The organism is Methylobacterium sp. J-048 (assembly GCF_022829515.1).
Lineage (GTDB): Bacteria > Pseudomonadota > Alphaproteobacteria > Rhizobiales > Beijerinckiaceae > Methylobacterium.
Map to the genome: position 1 here is coordinate 45,055 of NZ_JAKSYL010000256.1, position 19,523 is coordinate 64,577.

A 19,523-nucleotide genomic window follows, 5' to 3' on the forward strand; every position below is an offset into this window, starting at 1 on the left:
GTGGCGGTCAAGGGGAGACGGCTCGGCGCGAGGAGGGCTCGTAACCCGATGACAGCCCGTGCGCGCCTGATGGCGCCCGATGACACCGCATACCACGACCCGTCGCAGAGTGAGCATCGGCCCTCCGCCGATCGAGTCCCGGCGCTGCCGACTCGCGCGGCGCGCTGGAAGCCGCTAGAGCGGAACCGATGATGACCGGGACGACGCTGGCATGACGGCCAAGGACGGACAGGGACTGACCTACGCGGAGGCGGGCGTCGATATCGACGCCGGCAACGCCATGGTCGAGACGATCAAGCCGCTGGTGCGCTCGACGCGGCGACCGGGGGCGGATGCCGAGATCGGCGGCTTCGGCGGCCTGTTCGATCTGAAGGCCGCGGGGTTCCGCGATCCGATCCTGGTGGCGGCCAACGACGGCGTCGGCACCAAGGTCAAGATCGCCATCGAGACCGGACGGCACGACACGATCGGCATCGACCTCGTGGCGATGTGCGTTAACGACCTCGTGGTCCAGGGCGCCGAGCCGCTGTTCTTTTTGGATTATTACGCCACCGGCAAGCTGGTGCCCGGCGTCGGCGCCGACATCGTGCGCGGGATCGCCGAGGGCTGCCGGCAGGCCGGCTGCGCGCTGATCGGCGGCGAAACCGCCGAGATGCCCGGCCTCTACGACGGCTCGGATTACGACCTCGCCGGGTTCTCGGTGGGTGCCGCCGAGCGCGGCACGCTGCTGCCCAAGCCCGGCATCAGCCCGGGGGACGTGGTGCTCGGCCTGCCCTCCTCCGGGGTCCATTCCAACGGGTTCTCGCTGGTCCGCCGGATCGTGGCCAAGACCGGGCTCGGCTGGGACGCCCCGGCGCCGTTCGATCCCGCGCGGAGCCTCGGTGATGCCCTACTGGAGCCGACCCGGATCTACGTGAAGCCGCTGCTCGCCGCGCTGGAGGCGACCGACGGCATTCGCGCGCTCGCCCACATCACCGGCGGCGGCTTCCCCGACAACCTGCCCCGGGTTCTGCCGGACGATATCGGCATCGCCATCGATCTCGATGCGATCACCCCGCCGGCAGTGTTCGGCTGGCTCGCCCGCGAGGGCGGCGTCGCCGAGGCGGAGATGCTGCGGACCTTCAATTGCGGGATCGGCATGGTGGTGATCGCCGCCGCCGACGCGGTCGACGACGTCGACGAGGCGCTGACCCGGGCCGGCGAGGCTCCGGTGCGCCTCGGCCGGATCACCGCACGCGGGCCCGAGGCCGTAACCTTCCGCGGACGCCTCGCGCTCTGATGGCAACCCCGCGAAAGACCCGCGTCGCGATCCTGATCTCGGGCCGCGGCTCGAACATGGCCGCGCTGATCGAGGCGGCGAAAGATCCGGCCTATCCGGCCGAGATCGTGCTGGTCCTGTCGAACCGGCCCGACGCCGCGGGCCTCACACGGGTGGCGGAGGCCGGGATCCCGGCCCGGGCGATCGACCACACGACATTCACGGATCGCGCCAGCTTCGATGCCGCTCTCGACGCCGAATTGCGAGCCGCCGACATCGACCTCGTGTGCCTAGCGGGGTTCATGCGGATCTTCACGCCGGGCTTCGTGGCCGGCTGGGCCGGGCGGATGCTCAACATCCATCCCTCGCTGCTGCCCCTGTTCAAGGGCACCCACACGCACAAGCAGGCCCTCGACGCCGGCGTGCGGCTGCACGGCTGCACGGTCCATTTCGTCGTGCCGGAACTCGATGCCGGGCCGATCGTGGCGCAGGCCGCGATCCCGGTGCGCCAGGGCGACGACCCGGACAGCCTCGCCGAACGGGTGATCGTCCAGGAGCGCCGGCTCTATCCAGCGGTGCTGGCCCTCGTAGCCAGTGGGCGCGCCCATCTGGACGGCGACCGCGTCGTCATCGCCGACGATGCCCCGGACGGCGTCCTGTTCAGCCTGTAACGGGAATCCCGAAGGGACAAGTCCCTCTGGCAGGGTCCGGGGCAGCGCCCCGGAATGATCAGATCGGCCGCTGCAGCTTGCAGCTGTCCAGGGCCGCGAGCGCCTTGGCGCGGGCGGAATCGTTGAAATAGCCGGTGGCACGGTAGGCCTCGACCTCGGATTCGTCGAGGCTGCGCAGGGTCTGCTTGGCGTAGCAGCCGCAGGGACGCTCCAGGGCGGCTTCGGGGGCGCTGGTCAGCCGGGCCTGGACGATCGTGCAGGCATGGCGCACACGGCCCTCGAGATTGGCCTTGGTGGCGGTCTTGAGCGCCGGATCCGGCTCGTACTGCTGGAACGGGGCCGAGGAACCGCCCGCGAGGGCGGCGGTCGCGCCGATCGCGATCAGGCCGGTCGCGATCAGCAGGGGCAGGCGGCGCATCGTCATGGTGTTGGCGGTCCAAAGCTGAGGTTGAGTAACCTTGGCCGTTGGTCGCCCTCGGGCTTCGATCCGTCAATGACGGTCCGGACACACCGGGCGGCATTTGCCGCGCCGCCGGGTCCGCCGCGCCAGGATGGCGAGCCGGTGTGCCCGACCCGCCACCTTTCATCCGCCTCAAGCGGCGATGTCGGAATCCTTGAAGAACTGCGCGATCTCGATCTTGGCGTTCTCGGCGCTGTCGGAGCCGTGCACGGTGTTCTCACCGACGGACTCGGCGAACCGCTTGCGGATGGTGCCCTCGGCGGCCTGGGCCGGGTTGGTGGCGCCCATGACGTCCCGGTACTTGGCCACGGCGTTCTCGCCTTCGAGCACCTGCACGACCACCGGGCCGGAGGTCATGAAGCTGACGAGCTCGCCGAAGAACGGCCGCTCCTTGTGGACCTCGTAGAACTTTTCGGCCTGCTCCTGGGTCAGGCGGATGCGGCGCTGGCCGACGATGCGCAGGCCCGCCTCCTCGATCACCGCGTTGACGGCGCCGGTCAGGTTGCGCCGGGTGGCATCGGGCTTGAGGATCGAGAAGGTGCGCTCGGTGGCCATGGTCTGTCCGGTCTGTCTGTGGAAAAGGCGGAGAGTGCGCGCCGCACTGACGGGCGCATCTCAGGGGCGAAAATTTCGCTTCCGCGGCAGGCTTATAGCGAGCGCCCTACCCGGCCTCAAGCTGCTCTGACGGCGGGATGAAACAAGCGCGGCCGTGGCCCTGCCGCAACACCGCCGAAAAATCGCCTGATTGCGACGGCTCTCTCGACCCAAGCCGATTTCGTCCACCCCTCAGGCGCCTTCGGTGCCCAAAACTCGGAGACGAACCATGCGCCTCGCCCTCAGCGCCGCCCTCCTCCTCGCCGGCCTCTCGGCCGCCGCCGCCGACACCGGGAAGGATCCGTCCGGCACCTGGCTCACCGGAGACGGCCGCGCCAAGATCCGGATCGACCGCTGCGGCCCCGGCCAGAGCCTCGTCTGCGGCAAGGTCGTCTGGCTCAAGGCCCCGACCGCCGAGAACGGTGCCGCCAAGACCGACATGAAGAACCCAGATCCGAAGAAGCGCAGCCGTCCGGTGATCGGCCTGCAGCTCATCGACGGCCTGAAGCCCGACGAGGAGAAGTTCACCGGCGAGCTCTACAACATCGAAGAAGGCAAGGTTTACACCGTCAGCCTCGAGCGCGAGAGCGAGGCCGAACTCAGCGTCTCGGGCTGCATGCTCAAGGTGCTGTGCGGCTCCCAGACCTGGACCCGGGTGCCGGACGTGAACCAGCAGGCCGCCAACAAGAACTGAGACTCAGACCGCCGCGAGGCCGCGCTGGACCGCCGGCCTCGCCAGGACGGTCTCGAGCCAGCGCGACACATTCGGCAGGGCGGCGATATCGACGCCCTGCTTGAAGTTCAGCTTGGCCCAGGTCAGGGTCGCGATGTCGGCGATGGAATAGTCGCCCGCGAGATAGTCGCGGCCCTCCAACCGACGCTCCAGCACGCCGTAGAGACGGTTGGCCTCCGCGGTGAAGCGCTCGATCGCGTAGGGCACCTTCTCGGGGGCGTAGATCTTGAAGTGATGCGTTTGGCCGAGCATCGGGCCGAATCCCGCCACCTGCCAGAACAGCCACTCGTCAACGGCGACTCGGGCACGCTCATCGACCGGGTAGAACTGCCCCGTCTTGCGACCGAGGTATTGCAGGATCGCGCCGGATTCGAACACCGTGATCGGCTGCCCGTCCGGGCCGTCCGGATCGACGATCGCCGGGATCTTGTTGTTCGGCGAGATCGCCAGGAAGTCGGGCGCGAATTGTTCGTTCTTGCCGATATTGACCGGGACCACCCGGTACGGCAGCCCGCACTCCTCCAGCATGACCGGAATCTTCCAGCCGTTCGGCGTGCTCCAGGTGTGGACGTCGATCGGCCGCCCGGACAAAGCTGCCATGATGGACCTGCTCCTCGACCGATCATACGGCGGCGCGGCCCTCACCCGCCGATCTCGGACAATTCCGGCACTGAAGACGATTTCTCGGCCGCGCTCAAGGGCATCGCTGGCCCGCGCCTCACGTTTCCGAGAGCCGCGGCCTGGGTTGTTGGCGAAGACTCGCTGGCTCTTGCGGGAGGCGCGCCCGGACGGCGAGATTGCCGCCCGGAATCGTTGCGTCGACCGGGGGATTCGCGATGTTCGACCGTTTCGTGCTGACCGCGCCGCTTCTGGCGGCCCAACTCATCCTCGTTCAACCGCTCCAGGCCAAGGACGCGCCCGCGACGCCGCCAACCGCGAGCGAGGCGCCTGCGGCCAAGGCGCCGAGTCCGGGGCAGAGCGCCGCGCGGGAGCGGCAGAAGAAGTGCGGCGCCGAGTGGCGTGGGCTCACCGACACCCAGAAGGCCGCGCAGGGACCGAAATGGCCGCAATTCTGGAGCAGCTGCAACAAGCGATTGAAGGGCGGCGATAAAGCCTGACCACGGCGCGAACCGCCACGCCTCTCGTTCGTTGCAGACCGGATGAGATGGGACCGGGAACCGACGCTGACATGACGAATCGGCAGACGCCCTGGCGGTCGAGGGCTCGCAGGCGGCATGGCTGAGGCAGCGGCCACCGCCGGCTCGCAACAGCCCGCGGCGTCGGCCGTGGACCGGCTGATCGGGTTCCTCGACGCCTGGGTGCCCAAGCCCGCGGCCTGGGCGTTCGCGCTGCGCATCTGGATCGCCATGATGCTGGCGCTCGCGGCCGCGTTCTGGCTTCAGCTCGACAGCGCCTCGTCGGCGGCCACCTGCGTGGCGATCCTCGCCCAGCCTAAGCGCGGGCAGGCGATCTCGAAGGCGGTCTACCGTCTGCTCGGAACGTTGATCGGCGCCGCGGTGTCGATCGTGTTCATGGCGCTGTTCGGGCAGGATCGGGTGCTGCTGCTGGTCTCGTTCACGGTCTGGCTCGGCCTGTGCGTGTTCACCGCGCACTATCTGCAGGATACCCGCGCCTACGGGGCGATGCTGTCGGGCTACACGGTGGCGATCATTGCGTTGGGCCAGATCGACGAGCCGCAGGGCACCTTCGATGCCGCCGTCTCACGCGTCGCCGTGATCGTGCTCGGCATCCTCGTGATCACCTTCATCAACGATGCCCTGGCCTCTCCGAGCACGTGGCGGACGCTGCTGCCCCAGCTCGGCAAGGCCTGGGACGACACCCGCGCGTATGCGCGCGAGACTCTCGACAAGGGCGATCTCGGCGCATCCCGCACCGCTGCGCTGATCCGCACCGTCGCGCCGATGCGAGCCGATGCCAGCGCCATCGCCGGCGAACTCGACGACGGCCCTTGGCGGGCCGCAGGTGCGCGCAGTTGCATTGCAGCCCTCTATGTCCTGGCGGCCGCGATCCGCGCGGTCGCGGTCGCCGCTGCCTGCCTGCGCACCCGCAGTCCCGCCGTGGAGGAGGCGCTCCGGATCTGTCGTCGCGTCGTCGAGGACCCCGATCCGGATTCGCTCGACGCGGACGACGTGCGGATGCGCGACCTAGTCGACGCCGCGATCCGCGACGGCAACCGGCCCCTCGACGAGGTCGTGGTGCTCCAGCGGGCCCTCGACGTCGTCTGTGCGGCGACCTTCGCGCAGGACGGGATCCGGGCGGTGGCCGACGGCCATCAGCCCCTGCGCGACGCGAACCTGCCGACGCATCGGGACTTCCCGGTGGCGCTGCGCGGAGCGCTGCGGGTGGCGGTCGGGTTCGCGGTGACCGCAGCGGCCTTCGTAGCGCTCGGCTTGCCACAGGCGTCCTTCGCGCTCGTCCAGGTCGCCGCCACCGCAGCCCTGTCCTCGGTGACGCCCGACCCGAAAAAATTCGCCAACGGCGTGGTGATCGGGATGACCCTGGCCGCGACCTTCGCGGGTATCGCTCGCTTCGTGTTCCTCGACGGGGTTCAGAGTTTCCCGATGCTCGCCATCGTGATGGCGCCGGTGATCTTCCTCGGCTGCTTCCTGTCGCTGAATCCGAAGACCTTCGGCATCGGCTTCATCCTGATCGTGTTCTTTCCCGTGCTGCTCGGTCCGGCCAACCCGCAGAGCTACGACGCGCAGACCTTCCTGCTGAACGCATTCCTCGTGGTGGCCGCCGCCATCATCCTGTCGATCGTGGTGCGTCTGGTGCTGCCGGTCACCGCCGAACAGCAGCGGGTCTACGCCCTCGATTCGGCCCGGCACGCCCTGGCCGATGCCCTGGTCGGCGAAGGCGGCGACGCGACCACCCGGACGAGCCTGAACGCCGACCGCCTGTTCCAGTTCGCCGGATACAGCTCGGGCAGCGGCGCTGTGCGCCGGGCGAGCCTCTCGCACGCCTTCGCGCTCGCTCGGCTTGAGGCCGCGGCGGCCCGGGCCCATGCCGAATTGCGCCGGCTCTGGCCGATCGAACCGCTGCGGGAGGCGATCCAGCGGAGCCGGACCGCCCTGGCCGCGGGGGACGACCGCGCCCTTGAGACCGGAGCCCGGGATCTCATCCGGGCGGCCTCGCGGCAGGACCGGGATGTTCGGCTCACCACGGCGCGGGCCGCTAGCGATCTCGTGACGGCGGCGCGGACCATCGCACGCCATCGGCGATTCTTGCGCCGACTCGACATCGCATTGTTCTAACGCAGGGGTTGGTTCGGGCCGGCATGTACCAGGACATTCACATCGGCGGGGTGCTGATCTCCTCGTTCGTCGCCTATGCGCTCGCAGCCTTCGTGATCCTGCTGATCCTGCGCCGGGTCTTCGCCCAAATCCGCTTCAGCCGTTACGTCGCCAACGCCCCGCTCGCCGAGGCCGGCATCTACGTCTGCGTCCTCGCCCTCCTGATCGCGTTCATCTAGATGCCCGCCACCACCGCCGACGAGGACGATCCCAAGGCTGCTTCCCGCGCGACCGCGCAGAGCCGGGCCGATCCACCGCCGCTCACGGCACGCCGGGGCCGTGCGGCCAAGGTCTTCCGCCTGGCCGCCACCGGCTTGATCCTGCTCTTCGCCTTCGTGGCCGCCGTCTTCGTCTGGGAATTCTACGTCGCCGCGCCCTGGACCCGGGACGGCAGCGTGCGCGTCCAGGTCGCCAACATCGCCCCGCAGGTGTCCGGGCAGATCGTCGACCTGCGCGTCCAGGACAACCAGTTCGTCCACAAGGGCGACCTGCTCTACGTGATCGACCCGGTCGATTTCGAGGTCGCGGTCACCTCGGCCGATGCCGAGGTGAAGAACCGCGAGGCCGATCTTCAGGTGAAGAACGCGCAATCGGCCCGGCGCCAGGCGCTCACCACCGTCTCGACCTCGATCGAGGAGAAGCAGCAATTCGCCGGGACCGCCAAGATCGCCGAGGCGTCGCTGGAGAGCGCGCAGGCGCAGCTGCGGCAGGCCAAGGTCAATCTCGAACGGACCCAGGTGAAGTCCACGGTCAACGGCCGGGTGACCAACCTGCTGATGCGGGTCGGCGACTACGCCCGCACCGGCACCTCGAACATCAGCATCGTCGACACGGATTCGTTCTGGATCGACGGCTATTTCGAGGAGACCAAGATGGCCAACATCCATGTCGGCGACTCGGCCGACATCAAGCTGATGGGCTACGGGCCGCATCTCGCCGGGGCGGTCGAGAGCATCACCCTCGGCATCTCCACCGCCAACGCCGCCGCGAGCACGCAGGGGCTGCCGGACGTGAACCCGGTCTACACCTGGGTGCGCCTGGCCCAGCGCGTCCCGGTGCGCGTCCGCATCGACCACAAGCCGGACGACGTGCCGCTGGTGGCCGGCATGACCGCAACCGTGGTTGTGGGCACCGGCCGCGCGCCGATGCCGGTTTGGTTCGTGGATCTGCGGCAGCGCCTCTTCGCCTTCTCGGGCTCGCCGACAGGCGACCAGACCGGGGCGCGTTAGCGCCTCGTCCCGAAAGGTGGTTGCCGCCCTCCTCTGCCGCGAGCCGCCGCTCCTGTGTCAGCGCTGCGACTCGGTCGCCATCCTGACGGCGAGCGCGGCGAACACCGTTCCCATCACCCAGCGCTGCACGGCGGCGAACGACCGACGATACGTGAAGAGCCTGGCGATCGAACTCGCGGACACGATGAAGATCGCGTTGATCATCAAGCTGATGACGATCTGCGTCGTGCCGAGCACGAGAGCCTGGCTCAGGACGCTGCCGTTCGCCGGATCGATGAATTGTGGCAGCAGCGAGAGATACATGATCGCGATCTTGGGATTGAGCAGGTTGGTCAACAATCCCATGGCGAACAGTCTGGTCGAGCTGCTCGGCGGCAAATTCTTGACTTGGATCGGCGAGCGACCCCCCGGCCGGACGGCTTGCACGGCGAGCCACAGCAGATAGAGCGCGCCCACGACGCGAACGGCATCGTAGGCATAGGGCACTGCCAGGAGCAGGGCCGTAATACCGAACGCCGCACACAGCATGTAGACGACGAAGCCGAGCGCGACGCCGCCGAGGGATATGAATCCGGCGGCCCTGCCCTGGCAGATCGAACGCGAGATCACGTAGGCCATGTTCGGCCCCGGGGTCAGGACCATCCCGACGGCAACGGCCGCGAAGGCGAGCAGGTTGTGTGCGTCGGGCATCTGTCCTGGCTTCCCCAACATCCGGCGACTCGGTGCGAGAGGAACGATACCGCATCGTGCCGCCCGATCGCAGGCGCGAACGCAAATCTGGCGCGTTGGCCCTGCATGGCGCCGAGACGCGCGCCGCCGAGGAGACGCCCATGCTCCGGACCGCATTCTGCGTGGCCGCCCTATCGGTCGCGGCCGGCCCGGCCCTGGCCGCCCCCGAGAAGGCCGCGGTGTTCGACTTCCAGTTCTCCAACCTCTCGCCGGTGCCGGGCGACGACGCCGACCGGGCGCGGCTCGATCGCACCAGCGCCCAGTTGCGCGACCTTCTCCAGAAGAAGGGTCTGTTCGTGATCGTGCCGACCGATCCGGTCAAGGACGAGGTCGCCAAGAGCGCGGACCTACGCCGCTGCAACGGCTGCGCCGACACCTTCGCCCGCAAGCTCGGCGCCGACGTGGCGATCACCGGTGAGGTCCAGAAGGTGTCCAACCTGATCCTGAACCTCAACGTCTACGTCAAGCAGCTCTCCGGCAACGTCCCGGAGAAGGCCTACAGCGTCGACGTGCGCGGAGACACGGACGAGTCCTTCGAGCGCGGGATACGGTTTCTGGTCGAGAACAACATGGGCGGCGGCAAGTAGAGCGCGGGCGATCCGGACGGACACGACGTAAACTTTTGTAGTGCCGTACTCGGTCTTGTAAGTCGTTGATCCACTGATGCCGCGCTGCGGCGCTGCTGGGCGAGATCAGAGAAAAGCGAGCGTGGCCGGAATTTCCGTGTTGACGCACATCCGAACCCGGCGCAGTCTTCAGATGTGTTCAGCAACAGCGGACACAGATCAGATTAGCGCCACGCACATCAGGGATGTGCTGGTCTTGATCGGTCCCCCGAAGCTGGAGGAGACAGGCATGACTCCACCGCAGCGTGACGCCGCCTAGACGATTTTTGGGACAGGTTCGGCCCGGGATCCAGCGGCAGCAAACGAACAACCGGACGGGAGCGGCCCCAGGGGCGCAGAAGCGGCCAAGTGATGGCCCGTCTTCGAATGCGCGAAAGGCCCCACTTAGCGCCGCTTCCGCCGCGGTTTCTTCTTCAGGACCCGATCTGCCACCGCCCGCCCGGCATGGCCGCGGCGGGATCTCATCGTGCCGTGATCCAAACGCGGCTCAGGCGATCCCGAGCTTGTCCTTGAGCAGCGCGTTGACCGCCGCCGGGTTCGCCTTGCCGCCGGTCGCCTTCATGGTCTGGCCGACGAACCAGCCGAGCAGGGTCGGCTTCTCCTTGGCCTGGGCGACCTTGTCGGGGTTGGCCGCGATGATCTGGTCGATGGCGGCCTCGATGGCGCCGGTGTCGGTCACCTGCTTCATGCCGCGGCTCTCGACCACGGCGCGTGGGTCGCCGCCCTCGGTCCAGACGATCTCGAACAGGTCCTTGGCGATCTTGCCGGAGATCACGCCCTCGCCGATCAGGTCGACGATCGCGCCGAGCTGGTCGGCCGAGACCGGCGTCGCGTCGATGGCGAGGCCCTCCTTGTTGAGGCGGCCGAACAGCTCGTTGATCACCCAGTTGGCGGCGGCCTTGCCGTCGCGGCCCTTGGCGACCGCCTCGTAGTAATCGGCCGAAGCGCGCTCGGCCACGAGCACGCCGGCATCGTAGGGCGAAAGGCCGTAATCCTTGACGAACCGCGCCTTCTTGGCGTCCGGCAGCTCCGGAAGGCCGGCCGCCAGGGCATCGACATAGGCCTGGTCGAATTCGAGCGGCAGCAGGTCGGGATCGGGGAAGTAGCGGTAATCGTGCGCCTCTTCCTTCGAGCGCATCGAGCGGGTCTCGCCCTTGCCCGGATCGAACAGGCGCGTCTCCTGGTCGATCGTGCCGCCATCCTCCAGGATCGCGATCTGGCGGCGCGCCTCGGTCTCGATCGCCTGGCCGATGAAGCGGATCGAGTTGACGTTCTTGATCTCGCAGCGCGTGCCGAGCGGCTCGCCGGGGCGGCGCACCGAGACGTTGACATCGGCGCGCAACGAGCCCTTCTCCATGTCGCCGTCGCAGGTGCCGAGATAGCGCAGGATCGTGCGCAGCTTGGTCACGTAGGCCTTGGCCTCCTCCGACGAGCGCAGGTCCGGCCGGGAGACGATCTCCATCAGCGCCACGCCCGAGCGGTTGAGGTCGACGAAGCTGCGCAGCGGATCCTGGTCGTGCAGCGACTTGCCGGCATCCTGCTCCAGGTGCAGGCGCTCGATGCCGACCGTGATCGACGTGCCGTCGAGCATATCGACCAGCACTTCGCCCTCGCCGACGATCGGGTCCTTGTACTGCGAGATCTGGTAGCCCTGCGGCAGGTCGGGATAGAAATAGTTCTTCCGGTCGAACACCGAGCGCCGGTTGATCTGGGCCTTCAGGCCGAGCCCGGTGCGCACCGCCTGGGCGATGCATTCGGCGTTGATCACCGGCAGCATGCCGGGCATCGCGGCGTCGACCAGCGAGACGTGGTCGTTCGGCTCAGCCCCGAACTCGGTCGAGGCGCCGGAGAACAGCTTGGCGCGGCTGGAGACCTGGGCATGGACCTCCATGCCGACGACGACCTCCCAGTCGTGCAGGCCGCCCTTGATCAGTTTTTTGGGATCGACAGGTGCGTTCATGGTCGTCCGGGCCGGAAAGGCTTGTCAGGGGCCTCCATCCCCACCCTCATCCTGAGGTGCCGCGAAGCGGCCTCGCAGGAGGGCTCCAGGGATCGCGCGGCCGCTGGAGGCTCCTTCGAGGCCTGCTCGCGCGGGCACCTCAGGATGAGGGCGCGAGTAGGAGCAGGTGTCGTCCATCACTTACGGGCCGCCCCGCACAAGAATCAAGCGCGCCGGGCGATCACCCGCCGGGCGCCGTAGCCGATCATCGCCCAGAGCAGGGCGGCGATGGCCCGGACCGGGAAAAAGGTCGGGCCGTCATGGGTGATCGGCGCCGGCCAGGGGATCCCGGCCGCGCTCACCGCCCAGGAGAACAGCACCGAGAAGCCGAGCGCCGCGATTGCCGCGATGAACACCTTGCCGAACTGGCTGGCGGTCCAGCCGAGATAGACCGCCACCACGATCAGTGCCGGATCGAACGCGGCCCAGATCCAGACCGTCCAAGGGTAAAACGGGACCGTCATGCCCACCAGGGCTCGGGCAGCACCGTCCGGCCTGCAGCCTCCTCGATCACCTGGGCGACCGCGAACAGCGTCTCCTCGTCGAACGGCCGGCCGATCAGCTGGAGGCCGAGCGGCAGGCCCTGGCCGTCGATGCCGGCTGGGACCGCGATGCCGGGCAGCCCGGCCATGTTCACCGTCACGGTGAACACGTCGTTGAGATACATCTCCACCGGGTCGGCCGAGGCCTTCTCGCCGATGCCGAAGGCCGAGGACGGCGTCGCCGGGGTCAGGATCGCGTCGACGCCGGCCGCATAGGCCTGCTCGAAGTCGCGCTTGATCAGCGTGCGGATTTTTTGGGCGCGCACGTAATAGGCGTCGTAGTAGCCCGCCGAGAGCACGTAGGTGCCGATCATGATCCGGCGCTTGACCTCGCGGCCGAAGCCGGCGGCGCGGGTGTTCTCGTACATCCCGGCGATGTCCTTGCCGGGCACGCGCAGGCCGTAGCGGACGCCGTCGTAGCGGGCGAGGTTCGAGGACGCCTCGGCCGGGGCGACGATGTAGTAGGCCGGCAGCGCCGAGGAGGTATGCGGCAGCGAGATTTCCTTGATCGTCGCGCCGGCATCCTTCAGCCAAGCGGCGCCGTCGTCCCAGAGCTTCTGGATCTCGGCCGGCATGCCGTCGACCCGGTATTCCTTCGGGATGCCGATGGTCAGGCCCTTCACGCCGCGGCCGACCGCGGCTTCGAAATCCGGGACCGCGAGATCGACGCAGGTCGTGTCCCGGGCATCCGGGCCGGCCATCGATCCCAAAAGAATCGCGCAATCGCGCACCGTCCGGGCGATCGGGCCGGCCTGGTCGAGGGAGGAGGCGAAGGCCACCGTGCCCCAGCGCGAGCAGCGGCCGTAGGTCGGCTTGATCCCCACGGTGCCGGTGAAGGCGGCCGGCTGGCGGATCGAGCCGCCGGTATCGGTGGCGGTTGCGCCCAGGCACAGCCGCGCCGCGACCGCCGCGGCCGAGCCGCCGGACGAGCCGCCCGGCACGAGCTTGGCATCGGAGCCCTTGCGCCGCCAGGGCGAGACGACGTTGCCGTAGGCGCTGGTCTCGTTGGACGAGCCCATGGCGAACTCGTCGAGGTTCAGCTTGCCGAGCATCACCGCGCCGTCGCGCCAGAGATTGGCCGAGACCGCGGATTCGTAGTGCGGCACGAAGGTCTCGAGGATCTTGGAGCCGGCGGTGGTGGTGACGCCGTCGGTGCAGAACAGGTCCTTGATCCCGAGCGGGATGCCTTCCAGCGGGCGGGCCTCGCCGGCGGCGATCTTCTGGTCCGCCTCCTCCGCCATCTTGAGGGCGTGGTCGGGCGTCTCGCGGATGAAGGCGTTCAGCACGCGGGCCTTGGCCATCGCGTCGAGATGCGCCTGGGTCAGCTCGCGGGCCGAGATCCGCTTCGCCTTGAGGGCGTCGCGCGCCTCGGCCAGGGTGAGTTCGTTCGGATCCACGCTGTTCACGTCCTCGCGCGCGCCGCCGCACGCATGCCGCCAGAATTCATGCTTCGCCGAAGGCCGGAAGCGGCCTACTCGACCACCTTCGGAACCAGGAAGTAGTTGTCTTCGGTCTCGGGGGCGTTGGCGACCACGTCGGCGGCGCGGCCGCCCTCGGTGACCACGTCCTCGCGCTTCTTCATCGCCATCGGGGTGACCGAGGTCATCGGCTCGACGCCGGACACGTCCACCGCGCCGAGCTGCTCGACGAAGGCCAGGATGGCGTTCAGCTCACCCTGCAGCGGACCGACCTCGTCGTCGGTGACCGCGATCCGCGCCAGATGCGCGATGCGCCGAACCGTCTTCTCGTCGACCGACATGCCGTCCCGTTCGTCCCTGCCCGGGAGGCTTCCCCGGCGCCGGGCCGGGCTATAGCACTGCGCTTCGACGCGCCGCAACGCGGGCGGTGGTCCGCTCGGCCGTGCTGTGGGAAGAGATCGGGCCAGTCCGGGCGGGATCAGGTCACGACGTGGTTTGGCGTCACCGACATCTCGATGGTGATGCCGGCCTGCCGGACGGGCCTGAAGACCGATTGCGAGACGCCGAAGACCAGAACCTCGAAGGCCAGGAGCAGTATCCAGCACTGCTTGCGGGTCATGGTCTGCTTGCGGCGCGGCGGGGTCGGAGCACTGGGTTGGCCGATCGGCGACATGGCGATACCCGGAACGTGGATTAACGAAGTCTTAACCTACCTATTCGTGAACGGCTCCGGGTGCATCCGGGTCGATCTGTGGAGAGCGTTAACGCTGTGGACGGTGGAGTGGGTGTGATGTGGGAGCCGGTGTTCACGAGCCTGTCGGCGGGTTTTCTGGCGCAACCGGCCGACCTGGACCGCGCCGCGGCGGAGCTGGGCTTCCCCCTGCCCGCTTCCTACCGCAGCTTCTGCGAGACCTGCGGCATCGGCCTGGCGGGCGAGCAGTTCCGGATCGCCGTGCCGGCGCCGTTCGAGGCCTGCGATCTCGCCACCCAGGCCGGGGTGATCGCCGTCAGCGTCGGCAACGCCGTGGCGATGCTGGAGGATGGCGGCGAGCCGCATCGCTTCGATGTCGAGGACGGCGACCCGGCCGTGATCGAGCGGGCCTGCTTCTTCGGCGCAGGCGAGGATGGCAGCTTCCTGTTCTGGGATGTCGCCGGGGCGACAGGGGAATACGATATCTGGCTGCTCGCGCCCGACCTGGAGACGGTCCGCTTCGGTGGCGAGAGCCTGGTCGATTTCTTCACCCGGGTGACGAGCCCCGCCGCCGCCCTGGTCCTGGGACCCGGCGCGGCGCCGCTTCCGGCGCGGTTCGAGGGGATCTCGGAAGCCACGCTGGCGCGGGGCGCCGGGCTGGCGTAGGGCCAAGCCATGAACTTCGACGAGATCCGCACCTTCGCGGCCGCATCGCGTGGTGGCGCGCGCCTGATCGGGGTCGATCTCGGCACCAAGACGATCGGGCTCGCCCTGTCGGATCTCGGGCGCCAGATCGCGAGCCCCCTCGAGACCATCCGGCGGGTCAAGTTCACCCCCGACGCGCAGCGCCTCGCCGCTTTGTGCCGGCAGCACGCGGTGGGCGGCCTAGTGATCGGCCTGCCCCTGAACATGGATGGGAGCGAGGGGCCGCGGGTGCAATCGACCCGTGCGTTCGTGCGCAACCTCAAGCCGATTCTCGACATCCCGCACGTCTTCTTCGACGAGCGCTTGTCCACCGCCGTGGTGACCCGGGCGCTGATCGAGGCGGATGCCTCCCGGGCCCGGCGCGGCCAGCTCGTGGACAAGCTCGCCGCCGCCTACATCCTTCAGGGCTGCCTCGACGTGATGCGCAAACTCGCCGATTCCGAAGCGGATCCAGTCGGCGATCGATGGCCGATACATGGCTGAGTCGCGATCGCTCTCTCGGGCTCGATGCCGACCCGCTCCCAAGCGGAGTCGGCGACCTCCGTCTTCGGCCGATACCGCGGTGACCGGCTCCACGATAAGACCCGGTGTCGCCCGTCGGATCAGCGGCTCAGGAGCGAGACCGCGCCGCTGCCGTGCCGCTCGATCCGGCCGTCGAGTTCCAGTTCCAGCAGCACGGTCTGCACCACCCGGACGCCGACCCCGGCACTCCGGGCGAGTTCGTCGGTGTCGACCGGGCTCGGCCCGAGCAGGGCAATGATCTTCTGGCGTTCGTCGGTGGGTTCGTCCGGTTCAAAGGATGGCGAATCGGCGTGGAGATCCGAGCCGGTGGAGCCATCGAGCAGGATCGCGCGCCCGTCCAGGTCGATCTCGTCCCAGAAATCCGCCTGCTCGGCCAGATCGGCCCGCGCCCGCGCGGGCGCAATGTCGGGATCCGGACCGCCCTCGATGATCGGACCGATCACATCGAGCACGTGGCTCAACTCGGCCACCAACGTCGCCCCCTGGCGGATCAGGTCGTTGGTGCCTTCCGCCCGCGGGTCCAGGGGCGAGCCCGGAACGGCGAACACTTCGCGGTTCTGCTCCAGGGCGTAGCGCGCCGTGATCAGCGAACCGGAGCGGCGCGCCGCCTCCACCACGATCGTGCCGTAGGATAGGCCCGAGATGATCCGGTTGCGCCGGGGGAAGTCGCGGCCGCGGGCCTCCCATCCCATCGGCATCTCGGCCAGCACCGCCCCGCCCTCCCCCAGGATCGCGTCGACCAGGGCGGCGTGGCTGGCCGGGTAGATCCGGTCCTGCCCGCCGGCCATCACCGCGACGGTGCCGGTCTGCAGGCTGGCCTTGTGGGCGCGGGCGTCGATTCCCCGGGCGAGGCCCGAGACCACGGCGAGGCCGGCTTCGCCGAGGCCCCGGGCCAACCGCTCGGTGAAGGCGAGCCCCGCGGTCGAGGCGCTGCGGGAGCCGACCAATGCGACCGCCGGGCGATTGAGGATTCGCGAATCGCCGCGCAGGGCGATGAGCGGCGGCGCCGCGTCGGTGAGCTGGAGCAGGCGCGGATAATCCGCCTCGCCGGTGGCGAGCAGCCTGCCGCCGAGGCGATGCAGCGCCGCGACCTCGTCCTCGGCCTGTTCCCGACTCGGCGGCTCGATGCGACGGCCTTGGCGCCGTGTCAGGTCCGGCAACGCGTCGAGGGCCGCGCCCGCGCCGCCGAAGCGGTTGATCAGGGTACGGAAGCTGCGCGGACCGATACCCTCGGTCCGGATCAATCGTAGCCAGTCGAGGCGTTGCGCATCGGTGAGCTGCATGACGCCCCCCAGCGTCGCGCCATCGGGCGTGAAGCCTCAACCCTTCTGGCCGATACGCCCCTCGGTGCCGGCTGCGAGTCGCCGGATGTTGGGAGCGTGCTTCCACCATAACAGCAGGCCGAGCAGCAGGAACAGCACAGCTTGCGCCGGCATACCGAGCGCCCACAGTACCAGTGGCGTCGCCGCCGAGGCCGCCAGGGCGGCGAGCGAGGAATATTTCAGCGCAAAGGCCAACCCGAGCCAGATCGCTGCGAAGGCCGCCAGAGCCGGCGGGCTGAAGGCGAGCAGCACGCCGATGAACGTCGCCACCCCCTTGCCGCCCTTGAAGCCGAGCCAGACCGGGAAGAGGTGGCCGAGGAAGGCGCCGAGGCCGGCGGCCAGCGCCGGGCCCTCGCCGAGGAACTGCCGGGCGATCAGCACGGCTGCCGTCCCCTTCAGGGCGTCGCCCAGCAGGGTCGCGGCGGCGAGACCCTTGCGGCCGGTGCGCAGCACGTTGGTCGCGCCGATATTGCCCGACCCGATCGCCCGCACGTCGCCGAGTCCGGCCAAGCGCGTGAAGATCAGACCGAACGGGATCGAGCCGAGGGCGTAGCCGAGGGCCAAGCCCCCGAGCGCGGCCGGCGTCGCAAGATCGGACGGGGTCATGCCGCCGCCGCGAGATCGTCGATGGCGTGCACGATCCGGCCGTCGACCAGCGTCAACACCGCGGCGCCCTGGAGGCGCGCCTCGTCGAACGGCGAGTTCTTCGAGCGGGATTTCAGCCGGCGCTTGTCGAGCACGTAGGGAAGATCGGGGTCGATCAGCACGAGGTCGGCCGGCGCGCCGATCGCCAGGCGGCCAGCCTCGCGCCCGAGGATCCGGGCCGGGTTCACGGTCAGCGCCGCGATCAGCTTGTTGAGCGCCAGGTCGCCGGTATGGACCAGGCGCAGGGACGCGCCGAGCAGGGTCTCGATCCCGAGCGCGCCGTCTGCGGCTTCCGCGAAGGGCAGGCGCTTGGTCTCGACATCCTGCGGATTGTGGTCGGAGACGACCACGTCGATCACGCCCTCGTCCAGGGCCCGCACGATGGCGTGCCGGTCTGCCTCGTCGCGGAGCGGCGGCGAGAGCCGGCAGAAGGTGCGGTAATGGCCGATGTCGTTCTCGTTCAGCACGAGGTTGTTGACCGAGACGCCGCAGGTCACCGGCAACCCGTCCTGCTTGGCCCGGCGCACGATCTCGACCGAATCGGCGCACGAGATCATCGCGGCGTGGTAGCGGGCGCCGGTCAGCCGGACGAGGCGGATGTCGCGCTCCAGCATCACGGTCTCGGCCTCGCGGGGGATGCCCATCAGCCCGAGGCGCGAGGCGAGCTCGCCCTCGTTCATCACGCCCTCGGCGACGAGGTCGGCATCCTCGACATGCTGCATGAGCAGGGCGTCGAAATCCCGGGCGTAGGTCAGGGCGCGGCGCATCACCTGGGCGTTGCCCACCGCGTGCAGCCCATCGGTGAACGCCACCGCGCCGGCCTCCTTGAGCAGGCCGAACTCGGTCATTTCCTTGCCGGCCAGACCCTTGGTGATCGCGGCGGCGGGCAGGACATGGACGCAGGCCGTATCCCGGGCACGGCGAAGCACGAAATCCACGATCGCCGGACCGTCGATCACCGGGTTGGTGTCGGGCATGCAGACCAGCGTGGTCACACCGCCCGCCGCCGCTGCGGCGCTGGCCGAGGCCAGGCTCTCGCGATGCTCGGCGCCGGGCTCGCCCACAAAGGCGCGCATGTCGATCAGCCCCGGGGTCAGGACCCGGCCGCGGCAATCGATCCGCGCCGCTTCCGCCGGAGCACCGGGCGCCGCGCCCTCGGCGATGTCGGCGATGCGGCCGTCGCGCACCAGCACGGCGCCGCGCGTCGCACGGCCCGTCGCCGGGTCGAGGAGGGTCGCATTGGTCAGAAGGGTGCTGCTCACAGGGGCGTCCTCGCGGATGAGGTCGGGCCGTCGAGACGCATGGCCAGGCCGGAAGCTGCCATATGGGCCTTGGCCTCGGCGATGGTCGCCTGCCCGAAATGGAAGATCGAGGCCGCCAGGACCGCGCTGGCGCCGCCCTGGGCTACGCCGGCCACGAGGTCGTCGAGGCCGCCGACCCCGCCCGAGGCGATCACCGGCACGCTCACGGCGTCGCTGATCGCCCGCGTCAGCGCCAAGTCGTAGCCAGATCGTGTGCCGTCCTTGTCCATGGAGGTGACCAGCAGCTCGCCCGCGCCCTTTTCGGCCACCAGGCGGGCGAAGGCGACCGCGTCGATTCCGGTCGGGTCACGGCCGCCATGAGTGAAGATTTCCCAGCGGGCCGGCTCGCCGGCGCCGGAGACCCGTTTGGCGTCGATCGCCACCACGATGCACTGCGCGCCGAACTTTTGTGCCGCCCTTGCGACGAGGTCCGGGTCCTTCACGGCCGCGGTGTTGATCGCGACCTTGTCGGCACCGGCCAGCAGCAGGGCGCGGACATCCTCGACGGTGCGGACGCCGCCGCCCACGGTGAGCGGCATGAAGCAGGCCTCGGCGGTGCGGCTGACGATGTCGAGCAGGGTGCCCCGGGCCTCGCGGCTCGCGGTGATGTCGAGGAAGCAAAGCTCGTCGGCCCCGGCCGCATCGTAGACCTTGGCCGCCTCCACCGGATCGCCGGCATCGCGCAGCCCCTCGAACCGGACGCCCTTCACGACGCGGCCGTCCTTTACGTCGAGGCAGGGGATGATGCGGGTTTTGAGCACGAG

General features: G+C 69.2%; 23 protein-coding genes. 10 read left to right on the plus strand and 13 right to left on the minus strand.

Translation table 11 applies throughout. From position 1 onward, the window contains the following. Positions 1-211 precede the first annotated feature (211 nt). Positions 212-1,279 carry a phosphoribosylformylglycinamidine cyclo-ligase gene (gene purM, locus MKL09_RS26150; RefSeq protein WP_244024929.1) on the plus strand — a complete coding sequence of 356 codons (1,068 nt, stop codon included), beginning with the start codon at positions 212-214 and terminating at the stop codon, positions 1,277-1,279. After that, positions 1,279-1,929, plus strand: a complete 651-nt coding sequence (purN, locus tag MKL09_RS26155; RefSeq protein WP_244024930.1) for a phosphoribosylglycinamide formyltransferase — start codon at positions 1,279-1,281, stop codon at positions 1,927-1,929. Before purM ends, purN begins: the two co-directional genes overlap by 1 nt. Before the next feature lie 58 nt (positions 1,930-1,987). Here the strand turns inward: purN and MKL09_RS26160 are convergent, their stop codons facing one another. Both MKL09_RS26160 and ndk read right to left on the minus strand, forming a co-directional pair. Beyond that, the gene (locus MKL09_RS26160) at positions 1,988-2,353 is read right to left on the minus strand and encodes a hypothetical protein (RefSeq protein ID WP_244024931.1); all 366 of its coding nucleotides are present in this window, start codon (positions 2,351-2,353) and stop codon (positions 1,988-1,990) included. A gap of 168 nt (positions 2,354-2,521) precedes the next feature. After that, entirely contained in the window at positions 2,522-2,944 is a 423-nt protein-coding gene (ndk, locus tag MKL09_RS26165; protein ID WP_244024932.1) for a nucleoside-diphosphate kinase, read from the minus strand. 268 nt (positions 2,945-3,212) lie between these two features. Between ndk and MKL09_RS26170 the strand changes: the two genes are divergently transcribed. Then, positions 3,213-3,677 carry a DUF2147 domain-containing protein gene (locus MKL09_RS26170; RefSeq protein WP_244024933.1) on the plus strand — a complete coding sequence of 155 codons (465 nt, stop codon included), beginning with the start codon at positions 3,213-3,215 and terminating at the stop codon, positions 3,675-3,677. Between the two features lie 3 nt (positions 3,678-3,680). Here MKL09_RS26170 and MKL09_RS26175 read toward each other — a convergent pair whose 3' ends face one another. Beyond that, on the minus strand, positions 3,681-4,316 hold the full coding sequence (locus MKL09_RS26175) for a glutathione S-transferase N-terminal domain-containing protein (RefSeq protein WP_244024934.1): 636 nt from the start codon (positions 4,314-4,316) through the stop codon (positions 3,681-3,683). A gap of 236 nt (positions 4,317-4,552) precedes the next feature. Here MKL09_RS26175 and MKL09_RS26180 point away from each other — a divergent pair, with 236 nt between their 5' ends. From MKL09_RS26180 to MKL09_RS26195, 4 genes are all read left to right on the plus strand, one after another. Next, positions 4,553-4,834, plus strand: a complete 282-nt coding sequence (locus tag MKL09_RS26180) for a hypothetical protein (protein ID WP_244024935.1) — start codon at positions 4,553-4,555, stop codon at positions 4,832-4,834. A 117-nt stretch (positions 4,835-4,951) separates the two neighbouring features. After that, positions 4,952-6,991: an FUSC family protein gene (locus MKL09_RS26185; protein ID WP_244024936.1), complete on the plus strand. Its 2,040-nt coding sequence runs from the start codon at positions 4,952-4,954 to the stop codon at positions 6,989-6,991. A gap of 23 nt (positions 6,992-7,014) precedes the next feature. Then, entirely contained in the window at positions 7,015-7,209 is a 195-nt protein-coding gene (locus tag MKL09_RS26190) for a DUF1656 domain-containing protein (RefSeq protein WP_243970523.1), read from the plus strand. Next, positions 7,210-8,259 carry an HlyD family secretion protein gene (locus MKL09_RS26195; RefSeq protein WP_244024937.1) on the plus strand — a complete coding sequence of 350 codons (1,050 nt, stop codon included), beginning with the start codon at positions 7,210-7,212 and terminating at the stop codon, positions 8,257-8,259. 57 nt (positions 8,260-8,316) lie between these two features. Here the strand turns inward: MKL09_RS26195 and MKL09_RS26200 are convergent, their stop codons facing one another. Beyond that, positions 8,317-8,949, minus strand: coding sequence for a LysE family translocator (locus MKL09_RS26200; RefSeq protein ID WP_244024938.1), 633 nt, complete (start codon positions 8,947-8,949; stop codon positions 8,317-8,319). 140 nt (positions 8,950-9,089) lie between these two features. On the opposite strand from MKL09_RS26200, the gene MKL09_RS26205 reads away from it, so the two are divergent. Next, positions 9,090-9,575, plus strand: coding sequence for a DUF3280 domain-containing protein (locus MKL09_RS26205; RefSeq protein WP_244024939.1), 486 nt, complete (start codon positions 9,090-9,092; stop codon positions 9,573-9,575). Positions 9,576-10,101: 526 nt separating this feature from the next. Here the strand turns inward: MKL09_RS26205 and gatB are convergent. The 5 genes from gatB to MKL09_RS26230 form a co-directional block, all read right to left on the minus strand. Next, a complete protein-coding gene (gatB, locus tag MKL09_RS26210) occupies positions 10,102-11,574 on the minus strand; it encodes an Asp-tRNA(Asn)/Glu-tRNA(Gln) amidotransferase subunit GatB (protein WP_244024940.1) in 1,473 nt (490 codons plus the stop codon). Positions 11,575-11,777: 203 nt separating this feature from the next. Then, positions 11,778-12,077, minus strand: a complete 300-nt coding sequence (locus tag MKL09_RS26215) for a hypothetical protein (protein WP_244024941.1) — start codon at positions 12,075-12,077, stop codon at positions 11,778-11,780. Further along, the gene (gene gatA / locus MKL09_RS26220) at positions 12,074-13,552 is read right to left on the minus strand and encodes an Asp-tRNA(Asn)/Glu-tRNA(Gln) amidotransferase subunit GatA (protein WP_244024942.1); all 1,479 of its coding nucleotides are present in this window, start codon (positions 13,550-13,552) and stop codon (positions 12,074-12,076) included. The genes MKL09_RS26215 and gatA overlap by 4 nt, the downstream gene beginning before the upstream one ends. 74 nt (positions 13,553-13,626) lie before the next feature. Beyond that, on the minus strand, positions 13,627-13,914 hold the full coding sequence (gatC, locus tag MKL09_RS26225; protein WP_007564343.1) for an Asp-tRNA(Asn)/Glu-tRNA(Gln) amidotransferase subunit GatC: 288 nt from the start codon (positions 13,912-13,914) through the stop codon (positions 13,627-13,629). A 137-nt stretch (positions 13,915-14,051) separates the two neighbouring features. Beyond that, positions 14,052-14,246: a hypothetical protein gene (locus MKL09_RS26230; RefSeq protein ID WP_244024943.1), complete on the minus strand. Its 195-nt coding sequence runs from the start codon at positions 14,244-14,246 to the stop codon at positions 14,052-14,054. 117 nt (positions 14,247-14,363) lie between these two features. On the opposite strand from MKL09_RS26230, the gene MKL09_RS26235 reads away from it, so the two are divergent. After that, positions 14,364-14,930 carry an SMI1/KNR4 family protein gene (locus MKL09_RS26235; RefSeq protein WP_244024944.1) on the plus strand — a complete coding sequence of 189 codons (567 nt, stop codon included), beginning with the start codon at positions 14,364-14,366 and terminating at the stop codon, positions 14,928-14,930. Positions 14,931-14,939: 9 nt separating this feature from the next. Continuing rightward, the gene (gene ruvX / locus MKL09_RS26240; RefSeq protein ID WP_244024945.1) at positions 14,940-15,452 is read left to right on the plus strand and encodes a Holliday junction resolvase RuvX; all 513 of its coding nucleotides are present in this window, start codon (positions 14,940-14,942) and stop codon (positions 15,450-15,452) included. Positions 15,453-15,571: 119 nt separating this feature from the next. On the opposite strand, the gene dprA is transcribed toward ruvX, so the two are convergent. Genes dprA through hisF form a run of 4 tightly spaced genes read right to left on the minus strand, consistent with a single transcriptional unit; the run spans position 15,572 to position 19,520 of the window. Further along, positions 15,572-16,774 (minus strand): DNA-processing protein DprA, encoded by a 1,203-nt coding sequence (dprA, locus tag MKL09_RS26245; protein ID WP_244024946.1) that lies wholly within the window; start codon positions 16,772-16,774, stop codon positions 15,572-15,574. Between the two features lie 36 nt (positions 16,775-16,810). Continuing rightward, positions 16,811-17,419 (minus strand): glycerol-3-phosphate 1-O-acyltransferase PlsY, encoded by a 609-nt coding sequence (gene plsY / locus MKL09_RS26250; protein ID WP_244024947.1) that lies wholly within the window; start codon positions 17,417-17,419, stop codon positions 16,811-16,813. After that, the gene (locus tag MKL09_RS26255) at positions 17,416-18,720 is read right to left on the minus strand and encodes a dihydroorotase (protein WP_244024948.1); all 1,305 of its coding nucleotides are present in this window, start codon (positions 18,718-18,720) and stop codon (positions 17,416-17,418) included. The genes plsY and MKL09_RS26255 overlap by 4 nt, the downstream gene beginning before the upstream one ends. After that, positions 18,717-19,520, minus strand: coding sequence for an imidazole glycerol phosphate synthase subunit HisF (gene hisF, locus MKL09_RS26260; protein WP_244024949.1), 804 nt, complete (start codon positions 19,518-19,520; stop codon positions 18,717-18,719). Before hisF ends, MKL09_RS26255 begins: the two co-directional genes overlap by 4 nt. Positions 19,521-19,523 lie beyond the last annotated feature (3 nt).